Genomic DNA, 16,712 nt, shown 5'->3' with positions numbered 1-16,712 from the left:
CGCCGGGCGCGGGAGGATCAGATGGAGGTACGGCGATAGCTGCGGTACTTCGGTTCCCAGAAGTTGTCGTTGATTGACTGCTTCAGCGCTTCAGGCGAGGTTTTCGCCGCAATACCTTGCTGCTGCGCCATTTTACCGACGGCAAACGCGATGGCGCGGGAAACGGACTGGATATCTTTCAGTTCCGGCAGCACCAGGCCTTCACCGTTCAGCAGCAGCGGCGAGTATTCCGCCAGCGTTTCACTGGCCGCCATCAGCATTTCATCGGTGATACGCGACGCGCCGGAGGAGATCACCCCAAGACCAATGCCAGGGAAAATATAGGCGTTATTGCACTGAGCAATCGGGTAGGTTTTCTCTTTCCACTGTACCGGCGCGAACGGACTGCCGGTGGCGACCAGCGCCATACCGTCGGTCCAGCTAATGATGTCCTGCGGCGTCGCTTCCACGCGGGAAGTCGGGTTGGAGAGCGGCATCACGATCGGGCGCGGGCAGTGCTTGTGCATTTCACGGATGATCTCTTCGGTGAACAGACCGGTCTGGCCAGAAACGCCGATCAGAATGTCCGGCTTCACATTACGCACTACATCCAGCAAAGAGAGTGCTTCATTCTGCGCGCCGGTATCCCAGTTTTGCAGGTTTTCGCGTTTCTGCACCAGCTTGCTCTGGAACGGCAGCAGGTTCGGCATTTCGTCCGTCAGCAGGCCGAAACGATCGACCATATAAACTTTCTGGCGGGCCGCCGCTTCGCTCAGGCCTTCGCGCTGCGTCTGGGCGATTATCTGCTCAGCGATACCGCAACCGGCAGAACCCGCGCCGAGGAAGACGATCTTCTGGTTGCTCAACTGGCTACCCGCCGCGCGGCTGGCGGCAATCAGCGTACCGACGGTTACGGCTGCCGTACCCTGAATATCATCGTTAAAGCAGCAGATCTCATCGCGATAGCGATTCAGCAGCGGCATCGCGTTTTTCTGCGCGAAGTCTTCAAATTGCAGCAGCACATCCGGCCAGCGCTGTTTCACCGCCTGAATGAATTCATCGACGAAAGCGTAATATTCATCGCCGGTAATACGCGGGTGGCGTGAGCCCATGTAGAGCGGGTCATTAATTAATTGCTGGTTGTTGGTGCCAACATCCAGTACCACTGGCAGGGTGTAAGCCGGGCTGATGCCGCCACAGGAGGTATAGAGCGACAGCTTGCCAATCGGAATCCCCATGCCGCCAATCCCCTGGTCGCCAAGACCCAGAATACGTTCGCCATCGGTCACCACGATCACTTTGATATTGTGGTTCGGCACGTTTTGCAGAATGTCGTCCATACTGCTGCGGTTCTGCCAGGAGATAAACACACCGCGGGCGCGGCGGTAGATGTCAGAGAAGCGTTCGCAGGCCCAGCCAACAGTCGGGGTATAGATCACCGGCATCATCTCATCGAGATGGTTTTCCACCAGGCGGTAGAAGAGCGTTTCGTTGGTATCCTGGATATTGCGTAAATAGATGTGCTTATCAATATCTGTTTTAAAGCTCTGGTACTGCAACCAGGCGCGTTCGGCCTGTTCTTCAATTGTTTCAACCACTTCCGGTAACAGGCCCAGCAGGTTGAAATTACTGCGCTCTTCCATGCTGAAGGCGCTGCCTTTGTTCAGCAGTGGAAACTCCAGCAGCACCGGCCCGGCATAAGGAATATATAACGATCGGTTTTTATTATGTTTGGCATTCATTTTACAGCTCCTTGTTCAACGATCCCTGCGAGAGCGTTTCGCGGGGGGTGTGCGACGGGCGAGAGTATAAAACAAGCTGTCAGCAAATACTTCTTGTTCGCGGATTTCGTTGATGAATTGTTATCAAGGAGGGAAAACAAAAAACCACCCCGGTTGGGGTGGTTCAGGGTGGAAAACTTAACCCGCGCGGCGATGGCGCCCGGAGCGATGAACAACCACCGTCTCTTCGTGATTGTCTTTGTTAACAATTTTACGCGTGTTTGACACTTTGTAATCCAGCCCCATGATGTGGCGTGCCTGACGGTTCGATTTCATGCTTACTCCTTAATCCAGTTCAATGTTTCAAGGACAAGCCCGGTAACAGTGCCGGGCGAAATTCAATCTCATCATTGCAAATCGGTACAAGAACCATACCGAACTGTCATCCTCGATCATTGCGACGTAAAGCGCAATCGGAAAAAGGAATTTCAGGATTGTCTTAATTCAACCCACCGATGCTGTGCATCTGGAGAAAAATCCTAGAAAAAATGAATAAAAATGGTTCTCTATAAAATAAGCAAACTGCAACGCTACGGACACACCTTTAAAATTCCGAGAATATATCCATTGATACGATTCAGGTCTCTTTAATGCCTGCAAAATATATATTCTCCTTAACTAAAAGGATAATTAAAAGATTCCGTAAACCACATGATAGGGGAAATTTCATGGATGAATTCAATGGAGCAATGTTTATATCATTCGATGGCGTTGCCTTTTCAGGAATTACTGTTGAGGCATTTAAAACCGCGCAGTTACTTTCACAAAAGGGGATTAAAAATTATCTTAATCTTGGTTATGATATAAAGCTGGATAAAGGAAAATTCAATAAACCATACGAATGGGAGAAATCGATATATAAAGATGCTTTTATATTGGTGCGAATAGATGACATTACCAGCGTACCGAATTACAACGTTGATTTTATAAATTATTCGCACAATGTATTGATAAGTCAGAAAACTGTTGCCCCACAAGCGGAGTTGAATACTATTCTGGCGAAAATTGATGTCGCGGCTGAAGTGTTGGCTGAGAAAATGGTGCAGCAATGGGAACGTCTGAATATTGGTTATCTTTTTGTTGAAAATGGCACACTGCCGGAAAACATTATATATACAAAAGCGATATATTTAGCAATTGATATATATGGTAAGCGTTATAACCTGGGCGATTTTGTTACCTGGCGTGACCATGACCTGATGTGGAATAGCGAAAAAAGCGTACAGAAATATGGCACACACCCCTGGCCGTATGCCATCAAACCGGTTAACTCTCCGTATATACGCTATGTGACGCTTAATCAGGAATTAAAAGACAGGCTTGAGGAGTAGTGCAACTATACCATTGAAGTAAAAGTAAAAAAGAACACATACGATTTTACAGAAACAGGAGATTGCAGCGATATCAGGCACAGTCTTAGCATTGGCAGCGATGACATTCTTATTGCCCGAACCACGCGAATTATTCCGCAAAAACGGCTGGATCGCGATATTTACCTCGTCTGGCGACTCAACCGACTTTTCCGGCAGAACAATTCTGCACAGCGTGTTCATCTCGTCATTGCTGGCGATATTAATGAGGCGCCATCCTGTTATCAGCAACTGGTCAATCTGTCGGTTGAATTACATGTTGAACCTTTTATTCATTTTATTGGTTGGCTGCAGCACAATTATATGCCGCATGGTTATAACGCACACACCGTTGAGGATTTGTATTATTCCTGTGACCTTGTCTCTTTTCTGACGTCATGGGATTACGACAGCTACGGTAATCCTGTTGGTGAAGCCATTAGTCACCGTCGTTGTTACATTTCGACACGATATGAATATTACGATGAAGTATATGGACAATACGGCTTTGAGGCACCGATAATGAATATCACTGCCGAACATGATGGTTACCCGGACGATGCGTTTATTTCCAGCGTCTTTAAGCTCATCACCAATAAATCATTAATGAAAGAAATTGCTTATCGATGAGAGCAGCAATTCAGATAGTAATCACTCAGGGAGGTTGTATGCGTAAGGACATTTACATATCAATTGTTTTGCCGGTCTATAACGAAAGCGATCGTATCGATGCGGTTCTCACTTCGTTATTTAATCAAAAAACATGCAGCAATATATTGTCGCATGAAAAGTATGAACTGATCGTTGTGGATAATAATTCCACCGATGATTCCGTTGCCAAAATCAGCGAATTTCAGCGTCTGCATCCGGCGCTGGATATTCATATCATTAAAGAGCCCACGCAGGGTGTTTCCTCTGCAAGAAAATGCGGGATGGATTACGCATCGCTGCGCTCAAAAGCCCGGGACAAACGGCTGGGCATTAGCCGCAAACACTACATCGTCTCGGCAGATGCCGACTGTACCGTTGATAGCTGGTGGCTACACTCGCTGATTGAAAAAATGATCGCGGAAAACGGCGATTTAGGCACCTGTAATTACTACTACAACGAGAACGCGTTCCGGCTTCGCCCCAATCTGTTTGCGGAGATTCAGAAAACGCTGCGTTGCCGTGAGGTCTCATTTTCGCTGTTTGGTGGCTTTCCCGATGGCAAGGGGTTTGCCGTTGAACGCGCGCTTTATGACAAAGTGGGCGGTATCGAAATCTTTTATCAGCTTGATAAAGGCCGGTTTGTCGAACATCTTTCGGATGACTGGGATTTCGGTATTCGGGTGATCGCGGCGGGCGGTAAACCCGTTTACGCCCACAATTCCCGGGTTGAAATTAACAGTCGCCGCGTGGATACCATCCTGCAAGAGGTGATAACCGGCGTCGCCTACGGGCAGGATGGCGTCATCATCATGAAAGATGTCCGTCCAGAAAACACACAGCAACCGGCGTTAAGGGATACCACCGCCGCCCAGTCATTGCAGGCCTGGCACTATTCGATCAAGGATTATGTGCCGAAAAACATTGTGCTACCGGCGTTACTCAACCCGCAAATCCTGCTGGACAATCACGCCGTTCGCGAATTTTTTACCCCACAAGTCGCCGAACGCCTGTTCCGGCGTATCTATGAAATTCTCCACGAGATGCGTCTGATCGATCTGAGCCCGATTCATGCCTACAAAACGCCAGCCTACCGGCTGTATTTCGAGTTTCGTGACGATATTTTCAGCGCGCTGCGCCGCGCGGTCGGCGAGGATATCGGTTTTCCGCCGCCGCTTCCGGCCTGTTTTGAGTACGTTAAAAGCGAAGATTTTCAGCGATTTGTCCGCTATTTCAGCGAAGATCGTGAATCCGGCATGGCGCACAACTACTTTGCCAACGGGGGGGTGTTCTGATGAACGATATTCTGTTCGACTCGCTCAACGATCTCGATCCGCGCTATCCGGTTCCGCAGGTGTACGATTTTCTCGCTTCGCCTGAAAACCGCGATTTCCTTGAGTATGTTTATCGCGACCCCTTCGGCTGCCATGTTTTTCCTGGCGACATTAAAGACTACCCGCTGGAAGCATATTTCCAGGACATGGAGCACGACATCGCACAGGCGAAGCAGATCCACCTCTGGGTGTCGATCCCAACCTGCCGCTACCGCTGCCATTTCTGCCAGTTCCCGACCATTATCCTCAATCCGCAGAGCGCGCCCTCGCAGGCGGTTTTTCGGCAACTGGTGGATTACAACATCAAGGAAGCCACGCTGTGGCTTGATAAGGTGCCCGCGCTTGCCGGGGCGGAAGTGGGGGAATTTAACATTTTCGGCGGCACACCGTCGCTGTTGCCTACGGCGGAGCTACAGCGCCTGATGGCGTTTTACCGGCAGCACTTCAACCTTTCTGCCGCCACGCTGCGTTTTGAAGGCGAACCGGCAACGCTGACCAGAGCCTATCTGGAGCTGCTTAAAACGCTGGGGTTCAGCAAAATCAGTTTCGGCGTTCAGTCGTTCAACGATGAGATCATCGCCGCCTGCGGGCGCAGGCATACGGCCGAAACCTGCGAACAAACCATCGCTAACGCGCGCGAAGTGGGTTTTGACTGGATCAGCATCGACCTGATCTATGGTCTGCCGGGGCAAAGCGTTGATGATGTGAAATACGACATGGAAAAATGCCGTGAACTGGCGATTTCTCATGTCGTCTGCACCAAACTGCACCTCGCGGAGTTTATGAAGCGACGCACGGGCGTCTCCGGGCAGCGGCAAAGTTTATGGCAGAAAAAGGGGGCTAACAGCCAGGCGTTTCCGGGGCTGGGCAAGCAGTACCAGATGCGGGAACTGATTGAACGCTATCTCGCAGCGGATTACCGCGAGCATCCCACCATGTATTTCCACCGCAACACGCAGCCCGCAGAAAAATGGAAGGGGCTGATTACCGATCTGGATAAGCAGTACCCGGAAGTGGCCATTGGTCTCGGCGGCAGCTCCAAATGTTCGCTGGCGGAAGCTATTAATATCACGGACTACCGGCGTTACAAGGCCGCGCTTGACGAAGGAGAACTGCCCATCGACAGCAGTCACGGCTTTTCTCCGCTGCAGCGTGAAGTGAATGCGTTCAAAATGGCACTGTCGACCTTACGTCCGGTATGCAATCACGAATTCAGAAAACGCTTTGACGGGCGCAGCTTTTTCAGCAACCCGTTTATCTGCCGCGCGCTGAAGACGTTAACCCCGAAAACTCTGTTCACCGTGCGCGATGATGTCGTCACGCTCACGCCAAACGGCGTGACGCTGGTTGAAGCACTCATCAACACTCAATTTTCTTCTGGCGACATCAGGAGGTTGCCTGTGACAAACACGGACGTATCGGCACCGGTTTTTAGCCTCTATTACATTGCGATTGACACCGAAGCTGGTGTTACCAATGCACAGTTTGAGGCGTTTGTCCGCGAAAAAGGCTGCAAGATCCCTTGTTATCCGGGGTGGCGCTGGACATTGCTGCGCGGTTTACGCGGTGAGCGCGCCGGGCAATTTATGATGCTGTACGAAATTGAAAGCGCGGAATGTCGCGATCGCTATCAGCGCGCCGACGGCAATCTCACGCCGCTGGCGCGCCAGTTCTGGCGCGATCGTCCGCAGGCGCAAGAGATCCTGCGTGAATGGCAGCGTCTGGGAACATTTAGCGCGCTGCCGACGATCTACACCGATTACCGTCTGCTGGCAGAAAATAAAAAAAGCACCGTCCCCGACGGCCCGCGCTATCGCGAGCGTCCCGGTGAAGAGGCGGAAGCACGGGTTATTGGCATCCACAATCTGGCGCTGCGTCCGGATGTTGAAGCGCATACCTTCGAGACCTTCATCGCCGAGAATCATCACCGCATTGAAGACTACCCGGACTGGAAATTTCGTTTGCTGAAAGGTGAACGCGGTAACCGGCTCGATCAATATGTGGTGATGATGGAGATCGCCAGCCTGGCGGCGCTGGATCAGTTCTATCCGGAGCCCGATATCGCCACCGATGAAGCGGCAATTTTTGCCAGAGCGCACCGGGATATCAAACAGATGTACGAAGAGTGGAAGCAACTCGCTTCGTTTTCCGGCTCGCCGCAGATCTACACCGATTACCTGGCGGTTGCTGAAAGTCAGCCCGGCGAAGATAACAGGGGAGCCTGAGCCATGACGCGTCATTTCTCTGGAGCTTTTCCGACGGATAATCTGTGTCAACAACGCGCGACGCGAGCGATTTTCCTGGTTGCCGGTTTGGGCGTGTCGGCCTGGGCGCCGCTGATCCCGTTGGTCAAGCGCGGGCTGCAGCTTGACGATGGCGCGCTCGGTTTGCTGCTGTTTTGTGTGGCCGCAGGATCGATGCTGGCGATGCCGTTCAGCGGCCGCCTGATCCACCGCGTTGGCTGCCGGGCGTTGATCCTGTGCTGCGCGTTGCTGCTGTGCGTCTGCTTGTCGCTGCTGCTGTCTGTCACTTCCCCCGCCGTTATGGGCGGGGTTTTACTGCTTTTTGGCGCGGCAAACGGCCTGCTGGATGTGTCAATGAACAGCCAGGCCGTCGTGGTTGAGCGCGAAGCCGGGCAGGCGAGAATGGCCGGATTTCACAGCTTTTTTAGTTTCGGCTGTATTGCCGGTGCCGGAAGCATCAGCCTGCTGCTGTGGGCCAATGTGCCGCCACGGTATGCAAGCGTTCTGGTGGCATTCGCGATGGCGGTTATCGTCCTCGCGGCATCGGGGCATTTGTTAGCAAAACGCCCGCAGCAGAGCGGCGCGGCAGGCGGCACATGCCAGGCGCTGGCGCATCCTGGTCTGCGGCTTATCGCCATCGTGTGCTTTTTTATCTTTCTGATCGAAGGCGCGATGCTCGACTGGTCCGCCGTTTTTCTCCACAGCGAGCGGCGGATGGCAACGCACCAGGCAGGGTTTGGTTTCACGCTTTATTCCATCGCCGTTGCGCTGGCGAGGCTGTATGGCGATCGCCTGATTAATCACTATGGCCATCTGCGAATGTTGATTGCCAGCGCAATAAGCGCCGCCGCAGGGTTGCTGGTGGTGGTGTCGGTTGATAGTGCAGCCGTTTCCCTGGCGGGATTTGCGCTGGTAGGCGCGGGCCTGGCGAATATCGTGCCCGTTCTTTTCTCGATCGCGGGGAATCAGCCGGTGCCATCGCACTTTGCGCTGCCCGCGGTGACGCTGTTTGGCTATGCCGGGCTGTTAAGTGGCCCGGCATTAATTGGCGTTTTCGCGCAGCATACCAGCCTGGTTACCGTGTTCAGCGCCGGGGTGGCGATCCTGTTCGCGGTAAGCCTGCTTGCGCGCACCATCACACGGTAATTGATTGATAACACAAAGAAAGGAGTCTTTATGAACCATGCATCTCAGGCTATTTTTAGCCTGCATTACATCGGCCTGAATTTAAAGAAAGGCGTTACTGAGACTGATTTTGAAGAGTTTGTCCGCCAGCGCGGCGTGCAGATCCCGGCCTATCCTGGATGGCGCTGGACGCTACTGAAAGGGTTGCGCGGCGAGAGAGAAAACCAGTATCTGATGCTGTACGAAGCCCCGAATTTGCAGCTTTATGCCCGTTATGTCGCAGAGAACGGCGAACAAACGGCAGAGGCGCAAAATTTCTGGCAACAGCACCCGCAGGCGCTTGCGTTGATTGCCGAGTGGAAAACCTACGCCACTTTTGCGGAACTGCCGACCCTTTTCACCACCTATTCGTTGGTCGCCGAGAACACCAACAGTTCACTGGCGGAAGGGCCAAATTATCAGGTTGTCGCCGGGCAAAAACCGCGCTCACGCGTGGTAGGTATTCATAATCTGGCCTTACGTGCTGGCGTGAAACCGCAAACTTTTGAGCAATTTATTATCGATAACATTCACCGCGTGGAAGATTATCCCGGCTGGAAGTTCCATCTGCTGAAAGGTCAGGGCGGCAACCGACAGGAGCAATATGCGGTGATGCTGGAAATCGAAAGCCTCGACTCGCTGAATTCATTTCATCCGGGGCTCGATGTTTCCACGGAAAAAGCGCTTTCCTTCGTAAAAGCGCACCAGGATACAGAACGCATGTATGACGAATGGCGCACGATGGCCTCCTTCTCCGGCGCGCCGCAACTCTATACGGACTACCTGGCGATTGCCGGAAATGGGCAATAATTGATTCACTCGGCTCTGGCGGCACCGGCCAGACGGCTCAGGTCGCCGCCCAGACGCGTATTTTGCCAGGGGCGCAAACTGGCCAGGCGCTGTTTCAGCGCACTGTCACAGGCGTACAGCGAACACCAGGCTTCCAGCCAGGCCAGGTTTGTCGGATGTTGCAAAAACGCCATATCCTGCGCTGCGCCAGTACGTTGCGTAAATGCGCTGGCATCATCCAGCCCATCAATCACCCGCACGCCGAGGCGTTTTAATGCGCCGTGATTTTCCGCCGGCGCATCAATGCCGTTCGCCCGCGCAAACAGAGCGATCATCACCAGCGGTTGCAGCGCGTAATTATGATAGGAAAGGGCGCGCTGGCGGCGGCGCAGCTCATTGGGTAAAAAGCCTTCGTCATCCACCTGCTGCATAGCGGTGCGATAGATATCCAGCGCGGCGGTAAACAGATCCTGTCGCTGCGTTACCACGGCAGTGGTGATAATCGCCCAGGCCGCCCAGTAACTATGGTTGTTAACCTTATCCAGCGGCAAATCATGCCACTCCTTCACGGCCAAATCCCCCAGGCTCCCCAGCCAGTGTTGAATCGTTTGCTGCTGTGCCGGATAAGCGTTAAGCGGATGCTGCGGCGCGTATTCCAGTTGCAGCCAGGCGGAGGAGAAGGTAGCCAGCGCCCATTTGCGCATTGACCTGCCGGTATGGTTATTGGCGCGTTCCGTTAACGCGCCCGCGCTGGCCCATTGATCCAGCGCCGCCACCGCGCAGGCAACATGTTGCGCATTGCTGCTGTGCGCCCAGGCGGTGACCTGACGGCTGATATAGCGCTCCATATCGGTGATGGGCTGCGTCTGCTGGCGAAACGCCGCATCGGCCTGCGGATTGAGCGTGGCGCGGGCGCTGTCGGAGCCTGCATATTTACTGGGAAAATCGAGCACATCGGTAAACGGCGCGGGAACATCCGGGCACTTTACCGCTTTATCGCCTGAAGCCTTTTGTTCCGGCGGCTGCATAAATCCGGCGGGAGGACGCAGAGAAGCGGCGGCACAGGTGGCCGCCGTCAGGATAAAAATCAGTACAGTTCGGAGTAACATCATGCTTCGCCTTTTGCGCAAAAATGCCCGCAGCGACTATAGCATGTGTTGATCAGCTACCGCCGAACACATGTACCGCGCGATGCAGGCGGGCTGCGCGTTCCGAAAGATCTTCCGCTGCGCTGGTCACCTGTTCCACCATCGACGTGTTGTTGTGGGTCATCGTTCCGATACGGGAAACGGACTGGTTAATCAGCTCCAGCGCCTGCGTCTGTTCGTTGGTCGCAGTGCTAATCTCTTTGATCATCGTGGACATGTTAATCACGCTGTCAATCATCGCTGTCAGGTGCGTTTCCGTATTGGCAACCATCTCAACACCGCTCTTGACGTTCGCCACATTATGCTCGATCAGCGTCTGGATCTCGCGCGCGGCGGAGGCCGAATGTTGCGCCAGATTGCGCACTTCGGCGGCAACCACGGCAAAACCACGGCCGGACTCCCCGGCGCGCGCCGCTTCCACCGCTGCATTGAGCGCCAGGATATTGGTCTGGAAGGCGATACTGTCGATGACGCTAATGATATCGACGATTTTGCTGTTGTCCGCAGAAACAGACTGCATCATGCCGATCGTTTTTTTCATCACATTACCGCTTTCCATCGCGCTGGTGCTGGCTTCATCCGCTCTGACCATCGCTTCGGCAGCGGTTTCCGCTGTCTGGCGCACGGCACTGGCGATCTCTTCTACAGCGGCGGCGGTCTGATGCAGCTCGCCGGAGGTTTCTTCCGTGCGGCGTTGCAGGGATTCGCCTTCGCTGGAAATGCGTCCGCTGATCACACGAATGCCGTTGATTTGTGTCGAGACATCGCCCACCAGCGAACTGAGATTTAACCCGGCCTGGTTAACCAGACGCATCAATAAACCGATTTCATCCACGCGATTAAAACGCACATAATCGCCCTCGCGACCGGAAACCACTTTCTGCATTTGTTCCAGCACAATTTTCAGCGGACGAGATATTTGGCTGTGCAAAAAAACTGACAGCAAACCTAATATAATAATTGTACTTCCGGCTTTTTCTGCGGCACCGAAAGGAACAAATTGCAGCGCAACGAGCAGGGCGGCGGTAATAATCGTGCCAAGGTTTATGCGTTTTGAAACACTGATTCGCTGGAAGATCGAGAAAAAAGAAAATAAACCTCGGCGAACAACCAGACCTTTATAAAAACGATGCCCGCGGAGTTTGTTTTCATTCGCCTGCTGATAAAGTTCAGCGCTGGCGTCAATTTCTTCACGGGTTGGGATATTTCGCACCGAGATATAACCGGTGAGCTGCCCTTGCTGATATACCGGGGTGACGTTGGCGCGAACCCAGTAGTGATCACCATTGAGACGGCGGTTTTTAACAATCCCGGTCCAACTGTCTCCCTGCTGAATAGTGGACCACATATCGCCAAATGCCGCAGGCGGCATATCAGGGTGACGAATTATATTATGCGCTTCACCCATAAGTTGATCTTCGCTATATCCGCTGGCATCGATAAAAGCGGAGTTAGCATAAGTAATATGGCTGTGTGTGTTGGTAGTCGACAACAGTGTCGTGCCATCGTTAAGCAAAAACTCTTTCTGTGTAACAGGAGTGTTACGCTTCATGAATATTCCCCACAATATACCGCGATCAAAAAGTATTGCTGACGCGGTAATGGCTTTTTTTATAATTTACCGGCCAGTCGATTTGTTGTTATTACCGATGCATTTTCCACAAACCTGAGGCCGACGGAAAGTAGCTGTGATAAATATTTTTTAAGTCAGGCTTACCGTTCCGTTGATAAATATTGTTATGATTTTGCGAAAGAAAAATGATGAAGTGAAAATTCACCAGCTATAAGTAAATCCTTAAGCTAAATTACCAGCCAGCCATGCATAAAAGCCTTAAAATTAAGCGACGAAAAATAGAAACATTAACATGGCGGGCTAATGTGTTTACATTTTTTGCGCAGCCAAATATCAGCAAAACAGCAGCATTCGTTAAATATTGCCTCAACAACAGTCAAAAAACATTATATTTTGCAGGGGGATTACACAGACGGCGAATAGGGGAATAGGGAAACTGCACGGCGGAAGCACCGCCGCGCAATAATTAATGGCTAAGGATTTGGTCGAGAAACTGGCGGGTACGCGGATGCGCAGGCTGGGTAAAAAAGGTTTCTGGCGGGGCGGATTCGACAATGCGACCGTCGGCCATCAGCACCACGTTATCCGCGACGGTACGGGCAAACCCCATCTCATGGGTGACCACAATCATCGTCATGCCGCTCTCCGCGAGATCGAGCATCACGTCCAGCACTTCTTTGATCATCTCCGGATCGAGCGCCGAAGTGGGTTCATCAAACAGCATAATCTCAGGTTGCATACAGAGTGCGCGGGCGATAGCCACACGCTGCTGCTGGCCGCCGGAGAGTTGCAGCGGGAACTTATGCGCCTGATTGGCAATCTGCACTTTTTCCAGATAATGCATCGCCAGTTCCGTTGCCTGCGCGCGGCTCATCTTGCGCACCAGCGTCGGCCCGATAATCAGGTTATCCAGCACGCTTAAGTGCGGAAACAGATTAAACTGCTGAAACAGCATGCCAATACTCAGACGGATACGACTGATATTGCGCACGTTGTCGTTCATTTCGATGCCGTTCACCAGAATCTGGCCTTTCTGATGCTCTTCCAGCCGGTTAATGCAGCGGATCAGCGTTGATTTCCCGGAACCGGAAGGGCCGCAGATCACCACGCGTTCTCCTTTTTTCACGCTGAGCGACACCTCATCCAGCACCTGAAATTTCCCGTACCATTTACTGACACCGGTTAATTGAATAATCGCGTCTTGCGCGGGCAAAGTGGCTTGCATCAGGAAACTCCTTCAGGATTACGGCTGGCATCAATGCGTTTTTCTACCCACACGGCATAACGGGAAAGCAAAAAGCCAAACACTAAATAGAGACTGCCAATGAATATGTAGGTTTCGATGTAGTAGCGACGCCACTGCGGATCCTGCATCGCCGCGGTGGTAGCAGTCAGCACATCGAACAACCCAATGATGATGACAAATGACGAGTTTTTCATTGCCGCAATAATATGGTTAGTCACCGCTGGCAGGCAGATGCGCAGCGCCTGCGGCAGCACGATTTTGGTGGTGGTGTGCCAGTAACCCAGATTCAGCACGGCAGCGGCTTCATACTGGCCGCGCGACACTGCCTGTAAACCGCCACGGATCACTTCCGCCTGGTAACAGGCAAAGAACAGCGCGATACCAATAATTACGCGCAGCAGTTTATTGACCTCCATTCCCGCCGGTAAAAACAGCGGGAACACATTCACCGCGACAAACAGAATGGTGATCAGCGGCACGCCGCGCAGACCTTCAATAAAAATGACCGACAGGCCGCGCAAGAACGGCAGTGGCGAACGGCGTCCGAGCGCGAGGATTACCGAAACCGGCATACCAATGATCACCGTGCCGGAAAAGAGCAGCAGGGTGAGCGGCAAACCGCCCCAGTCAGAAGAGGGCACCGCTTTCAGCCCGAAGATACCGCCGCTCATCAGCACCGACATCAGCGCAATCGACACCAGCCACAGCGGCCACAATAAGCGCGAGTGCCAGCACATCGGCGAGAGCGATAAACCGACGGTGACAAACCACACCAGCATCGCCAGCGCTGCGCGCCACTGCTCATCATAGGGATAAAGACCAAACAGGATCGGGCGATACTTTTCGCCAATCACCGCCCAGCAGGCGCCGGTGGCGGCCCGGCACTGTTCTGCCGTGCCGTGAAAACCGACGGCGTCGATAATGCCCCAGCGGATCAGCGTCGAAGCGACCAGCCACATTACGGTTAACAGCAGCAGCGTCAGTACCGTCTGCGCAAGGCTGCTGAACAGATTACGGCGCAGCCAGAAAACCACGGCATTTTGCATAACGGTTCCTTAGCGCTCTTTAATGGCGACGTAGCGGTTAAACAGGTTCATCAGCAGTGAGGTCGTTCCGCTGATGATGAGATAGACCACCATCATAATGGCGATCGCCTCCAGCGCCTGGCCGGTCTGGCTCATCATGGTGTTGCTGATATTCGCCAGTTCCGGATAGCCGATAACCACGGCAATCGAGCTGTTCTTCGCCAGGCTGACATACTTACTCGCCAGCGGCGGCACCATCACCCGCATCGCCTGCGGGATCACCACATGGCGCATTACATGCCACGGCGAAAACGACAGGGCGCGCGCCGCTTCCAGTTGGCCTTTCGGCACAGACTGAATGCCCGCGCGAACGATCTCGGCAATATAGGAGGATGAGTAGAGCGCAATGCCAAGCAGCAGGGCGGTAAACTCCGGGGTGATATTAAACCCGCCGCGGAAATTGAAGCCGCGCAGCGCCGGACGATTCAGTTCATGCGGTGCGCCGCACAACCACCACGCCAGCATCGGCAGGCCGATAATCAGCGCCAGCCGAATGCGCCCGGTGGGCAGCATTTTGCCGTGGCGCTCGCGCCAGCGGCGGGCTACCAGCGAAAGCAGCAAACTGAGCGCACAGGCTACCAGCAGCGCAACAAAAGCCCACATCCAGCCGCTGTGAGCGGCTGGCACGGTAAAGGTTAATCCACGGTTGGTTAAAAAACCGCCCGGCAGCGCAATTGCATCACGTGGTGCGGGCAGGTTGCGGATCACCATCGACCAGAAAATCACATGCAAAATCACCGGCACATTACGCAACATTTCAACGTAGGTAACCGAGATTTTCACCAGCAGCCAGTTTTTCGAGACGCGGCCAATGCCGACGATAAACCCCAGCACGGTTGCCAGCACAATGCCGCACAGCGTCACATACAGGGTATTGAGCAGGCCGACGGCGAGCGCGCGGGCATAACTGTCCTGCGGCGTGTAGTTAATCAGCGTTTCGCCAATGGCGAACTGCGCGCTCTGGTGCAAAAAACCAAAACCGGTAGCAATGCGCTGCGCATGCAGGTTCGCCACCACATTACTGTAAAGCCAGTAGCTAAAACCCGTTAACAGCAGCGCCAGCAGCAGCTGATAACACCAGCTACGTACGGTTTTGCCGCCGAAAAAGGTGAAAAGGCGAAACGCGGAGACCGGTTGCGTCGTGGCAGACACCATCACCGTCGTACCGGAGTTGTCAGACTGTTTCATCATTAAACGTTGTTCTTAGCGGGGTGAAAGGGGCTACCCCCGGATGAGGGCAGCCTTGCGGTTAGCGGATCGGCAAACCGTAGAGCAAGCCGCCTTTGTTCCACTGATTATTTAAATCACGATCCAGCGGTTCGGGGCTGTTGGGGCCAAAATGACGGTTGTAGATATCACCGTAGTTGCCCACCTGTTTGACGATGTTGTACACCCATTTGTCATCGAGGCCGAGTTTCTGACCAAAACCACCGGTCACGCCCAGCAGACCCTGAACATCCGGATCGGTGGACTTCAGTTTTTCATCAACGTTGCCCTGGTTGACGTCCATCTCTTCGGCATCAAAAGTGGCGTAAACCACCCATTTCACAATGTCGTACCACTGGCTGTCGCCTTTACGCACCGCCATCGCCAGCGGCTCTTTTGAGTACATCCCCGGCAGGATCACGTGATCCTGCGGTTTGTCGGTATCAAACGCCAGAATACCCGGCAGCGCCACTTTATCGCGGGCGATCACGTCACAGCGCCCGGAAAGATAGGCCGCCACATACTCTTTGTTGTTCTCGATAACTACCGGGGTGTAGTGCAAATTGCGCGAACCGAAAATCTGCGCCACGTTACGCTCGGTGCTGCTCGGCGTGACACAAACGGTTGCGCCGTCGAGATCTTCAATTTTCTTCACCCCGCTATTGGCGCGCACCATAAAACCGGTGCCGGTATAAAAGTTAGGCGGCGCGAAGCTGATACCCAGCGCAACGTCATTGGTTAACGTCGCCGTCGTATTACGCGACAGCACGTCCACTTCGCCGGATTGCAGCGCCATAAAGCGTTGCGCCGTCGACAGCGGGGTGAAACGGACTTTTGACGGATCGCCAAATACCGCCGATGCCAGCGCACGGCAGAAATCAACATCCAGGCCTTCCCACTGACCTTTGCTGTTGATGGCGGCAAAACCGTGACGGGCAGGGTGAACACCGCAAACCAGTTCACCGCGGGCTTTGATTTTCTTCAGGGTATCGCCATTTGTGACAGGGGCATTTTCCGCCTGAGCAGGCATCAACAAACTGCCCAGCGCCAGCAACAGAACTGACGCAGCAAGATGGGTTCTTTTCAGCATGGGCTATCCTTTTTAAAAGTTGCTATCCGATTAATTAACTGTATTTATTACCGTTTACTATCGTGTCCGTTTGTATA

Annotated in this window: 14 protein-coding genes and 1 pseudogene; 7 read left to right on the top strand and 8 right to left on the bottom strand. The window is 53.2% G+C overall.

The annotated features are described in order from the left end of the window. Window positions 1-17: 17 nt before the first annotated feature. Together C0557_RS11840 and sra are read right to left on the bottom strand one after the other, a co-directional pair. Window positions 18-1,721: an NAD-dependent malic enzyme gene (locus C0557_RS11840; RefSeq protein ID WP_208658580.1), complete on the bottom strand. Its 1,704-nt coding sequence runs from the start codon at window positions 1,719-1,721 to the stop codon at window positions 18-20. Between the two features lie 177 nt (window positions 1,722-1,898). Beyond that, window positions 1,899-2,036, bottom strand: a complete 138-nt coding sequence (gene sra, locus C0557_RS11835; protein ID WP_074776438.1) for a stationary-phase-induced ribosome-associated protein — start codon at window positions 2,034-2,036, stop codon at window positions 1,899-1,901. Window positions 2,037-2,428: 392 nt separating this feature from the next. Here sra and C0557_RS11830 point away from each other — a divergent pair, with 392 nt between their 5' ends. From C0557_RS11830 to C0557_RS11800, 7 genes and pseudogenes are all read left to right on the top strand, one after another. Next, window positions 2,429-3,091 (top strand): hypothetical protein, encoded by a 663-nt coding sequence (locus C0557_RS11830; RefSeq protein ID WP_208658579.1) that lies wholly within the window; start codon window positions 2,429-2,431, stop codon window positions 3,089-3,091. A 342-nt stretch (window positions 3,092-3,433) separates the two neighbouring features. Then, window positions 3,434-3,739, top strand: a complete 306-nt coding sequence (locus tag C0557_RS11825; RefSeq protein WP_208658578.1) for a hypothetical protein — start codon at window positions 3,434-3,436, stop codon at window positions 3,737-3,739. A 38-nt stretch (window positions 3,740-3,777) separates the two neighbouring features. Beyond that, window positions 3,778-5,052: a glycosyltransferase family 2 protein gene (locus tag C0557_RS11820; protein ID WP_208658577.1), complete on the top strand. Its 1,275-nt coding sequence runs from the start codon at window positions 3,778-3,780 to the stop codon at window positions 5,050-5,052. Further along, window positions 5,052-5,753 (top strand): annotated as a pseudogene (locus C0557_RS27435) (radical SAM protein); the annotation flags it as partial. The gene C0557_RS11820 and the pseudogene C0557_RS27435, both read left to right, overlap by 1 nt. A gap of 738 nt (window positions 5,754-6,491) precedes the next feature. Continuing rightward, on the top strand, window positions 6,492-7,316 hold the full coding sequence (locus C0557_RS11810; protein ID WP_208662919.1) for a hypothetical protein: 825 nt from the start codon (window positions 6,492-6,494) through the stop codon (window positions 7,314-7,316). A 3-nt stretch (window positions 7,317-7,319) separates the two neighbouring features. Further along, entirely contained in the window at window positions 7,320-8,480 is a 1,161-nt protein-coding gene (locus C0557_RS11805) for an MFS transporter (protein WP_208658576.1), read from the top strand. 30 nt (window positions 8,481-8,510) lie between these two features. After that, a complete protein-coding gene (locus C0557_RS11800) occupies window positions 8,511-9,308 on the top strand; it encodes a hypothetical protein (RefSeq protein WP_208658575.1) in 798 nt (265 codons plus the stop codon). A gap of 5 nt (window positions 9,309-9,313) precedes the next feature. Here the strand turns inward: C0557_RS11800 and C0557_RS11795 are convergent, their stop codons facing one another. From C0557_RS11795 to C0557_RS11770, 6 genes are all read right to left on the bottom strand, one after another. Next, complete coding sequence (locus C0557_RS11795; RefSeq protein WP_208658574.1) at window positions 9,314-10,399, bottom strand: mannuronate-specific alginate lyase; 1,086 nt, start codon at window positions 10,397-10,399, stop codon at window positions 9,314-9,316. Between the two features lie 49 nt (window positions 10,400-10,448). Continuing rightward, the gene (locus tag C0557_RS11790) at window positions 10,449-11,987 is read right to left on the bottom strand and encodes a PAS domain-containing methyl-accepting chemotaxis protein (protein ID WP_208658573.1); all 1,539 of its coding nucleotides are present in this window, start codon (window positions 11,985-11,987) and stop codon (window positions 10,449-10,451) included. Window positions 11,988-12,474: 487 nt separating this feature from the next. Beyond that, window positions 12,475-13,236, bottom strand: coding sequence for an amino acid ABC transporter ATP-binding protein (locus C0557_RS11785; protein WP_227123108.1), 762 nt, complete (start codon window positions 13,234-13,236; stop codon window positions 12,475-12,477). Then, window positions 13,233-14,300, bottom strand: coding sequence for an amino acid ABC transporter permease (locus C0557_RS11780; protein WP_208658572.1), 1,068 nt, complete (start codon window positions 14,298-14,300; stop codon window positions 13,233-13,235). The genes C0557_RS11785 and C0557_RS11780 overlap by 4 nt, the downstream gene beginning before the upstream one ends. Window positions 14,301-14,309: 9 nt before the next feature. Next, complete coding sequence (locus C0557_RS11775; RefSeq protein WP_208658571.1) at window positions 14,310-15,530, bottom strand: amino acid ABC transporter permease; 1,221 nt, start codon at window positions 15,528-15,530, stop codon at window positions 14,310-14,312. Between the two features lie 58 nt (window positions 15,531-15,588). Further along, window positions 15,589-16,635 (bottom strand): amino acid ABC transporter substrate-binding protein, encoded by a 1,047-nt coding sequence (locus tag C0557_RS11770; protein WP_074776428.1) that lies wholly within the window; start codon window positions 16,633-16,635, stop codon window positions 15,589-15,591. Window positions 16,636-16,712 lie beyond the last annotated feature (77 nt).

Origin of the sequence: Kosakonia sp. MUSA4, assembly GCF_013085925.1 — a bacterium.
GTDB lineage: Bacteria > Pseudomonadota > Gammaproteobacteria > Enterobacterales > Enterobacteriaceae > Kosakonia > Kosakonia sacchari_B.
Note: the sequence above shows the minus strand (reverse complement) of the source record. Positions and strands in the feature narration are given on the sequence as shown.

Coding starts and splice junctions, on each gene's coding strand:
- C0557_RS11840 (WP_208658580.1), bottom strand. CDS start 1,721: ATGAATGCCAAACATAATAAAAACCGATCGTTATATATTCCTTATGCC.
- sra (WP_074776438.1), bottom strand. CDS start 2,036: ATGAAATCGAACCGTCAGGCACGCCACATCATGGGGCTGGATTACAAA.
- C0557_RS11830 (WP_208658579.1), top strand. CDS start 2,429: ATGGATGAATTCAATGGAGCAATGTTTATATCATTCGATGGCGTTGCC.
- C0557_RS11825 (WP_208658578.1), top strand. CDS start 3,434: ATGCCGCATGGTTATAACGCACACACCGTTGAGGATTTGTATTATTCC.
- C0557_RS11820 (WP_208658577.1), top strand. CDS start 3,778: ATGCGTAAGGACATTTACATATCAATTGTTTTGCCGGTCTATAACGAA.
- C0557_RS11805 (WP_208658576.1), top strand. CDS start 7,320: ATGACGCGTCATTTCTCTGGAGCTTTTCCGACGGATAATCTGTGTCAA.
- C0557_RS11800 (WP_208658575.1), top strand. CDS start 8,511: ATGAACCATGCATCTCAGGCTATTTTTAGCCTGCATTACATCGGCCTG.
- C0557_RS11795 (WP_208658574.1), bottom strand. CDS start 10,399: ATGATGTTACTCCGAACTGTACTGATTTTTATCCTGACGGCGGCCACC.
- C0557_RS11790 (WP_208658573.1), bottom strand. CDS start 11,987: ATGAAGCGTAACACTCCTGTTACACAGAAAGAGTTTTTGCTTAACGAT.
- C0557_RS11780 (WP_208658572.1), bottom strand. CDS start 14,300: ATGCAAAATGCCGTGGTTTTCTGGCTGCGCCGTAATCTGTTCAGCAGC.
- C0557_RS11775 (WP_208658571.1), bottom strand. CDS start 15,530: ATGATGAAACAGTCTGACAACTCCGGTACGACGGTGATGGTGTCTGCC.
- C0557_RS11770 (WP_074776428.1), bottom strand. CDS start 16,635: ATGCTGAAAAGAACCCATCTTGCTGCGTCAGTTCTGTTGCTGGCGCTG.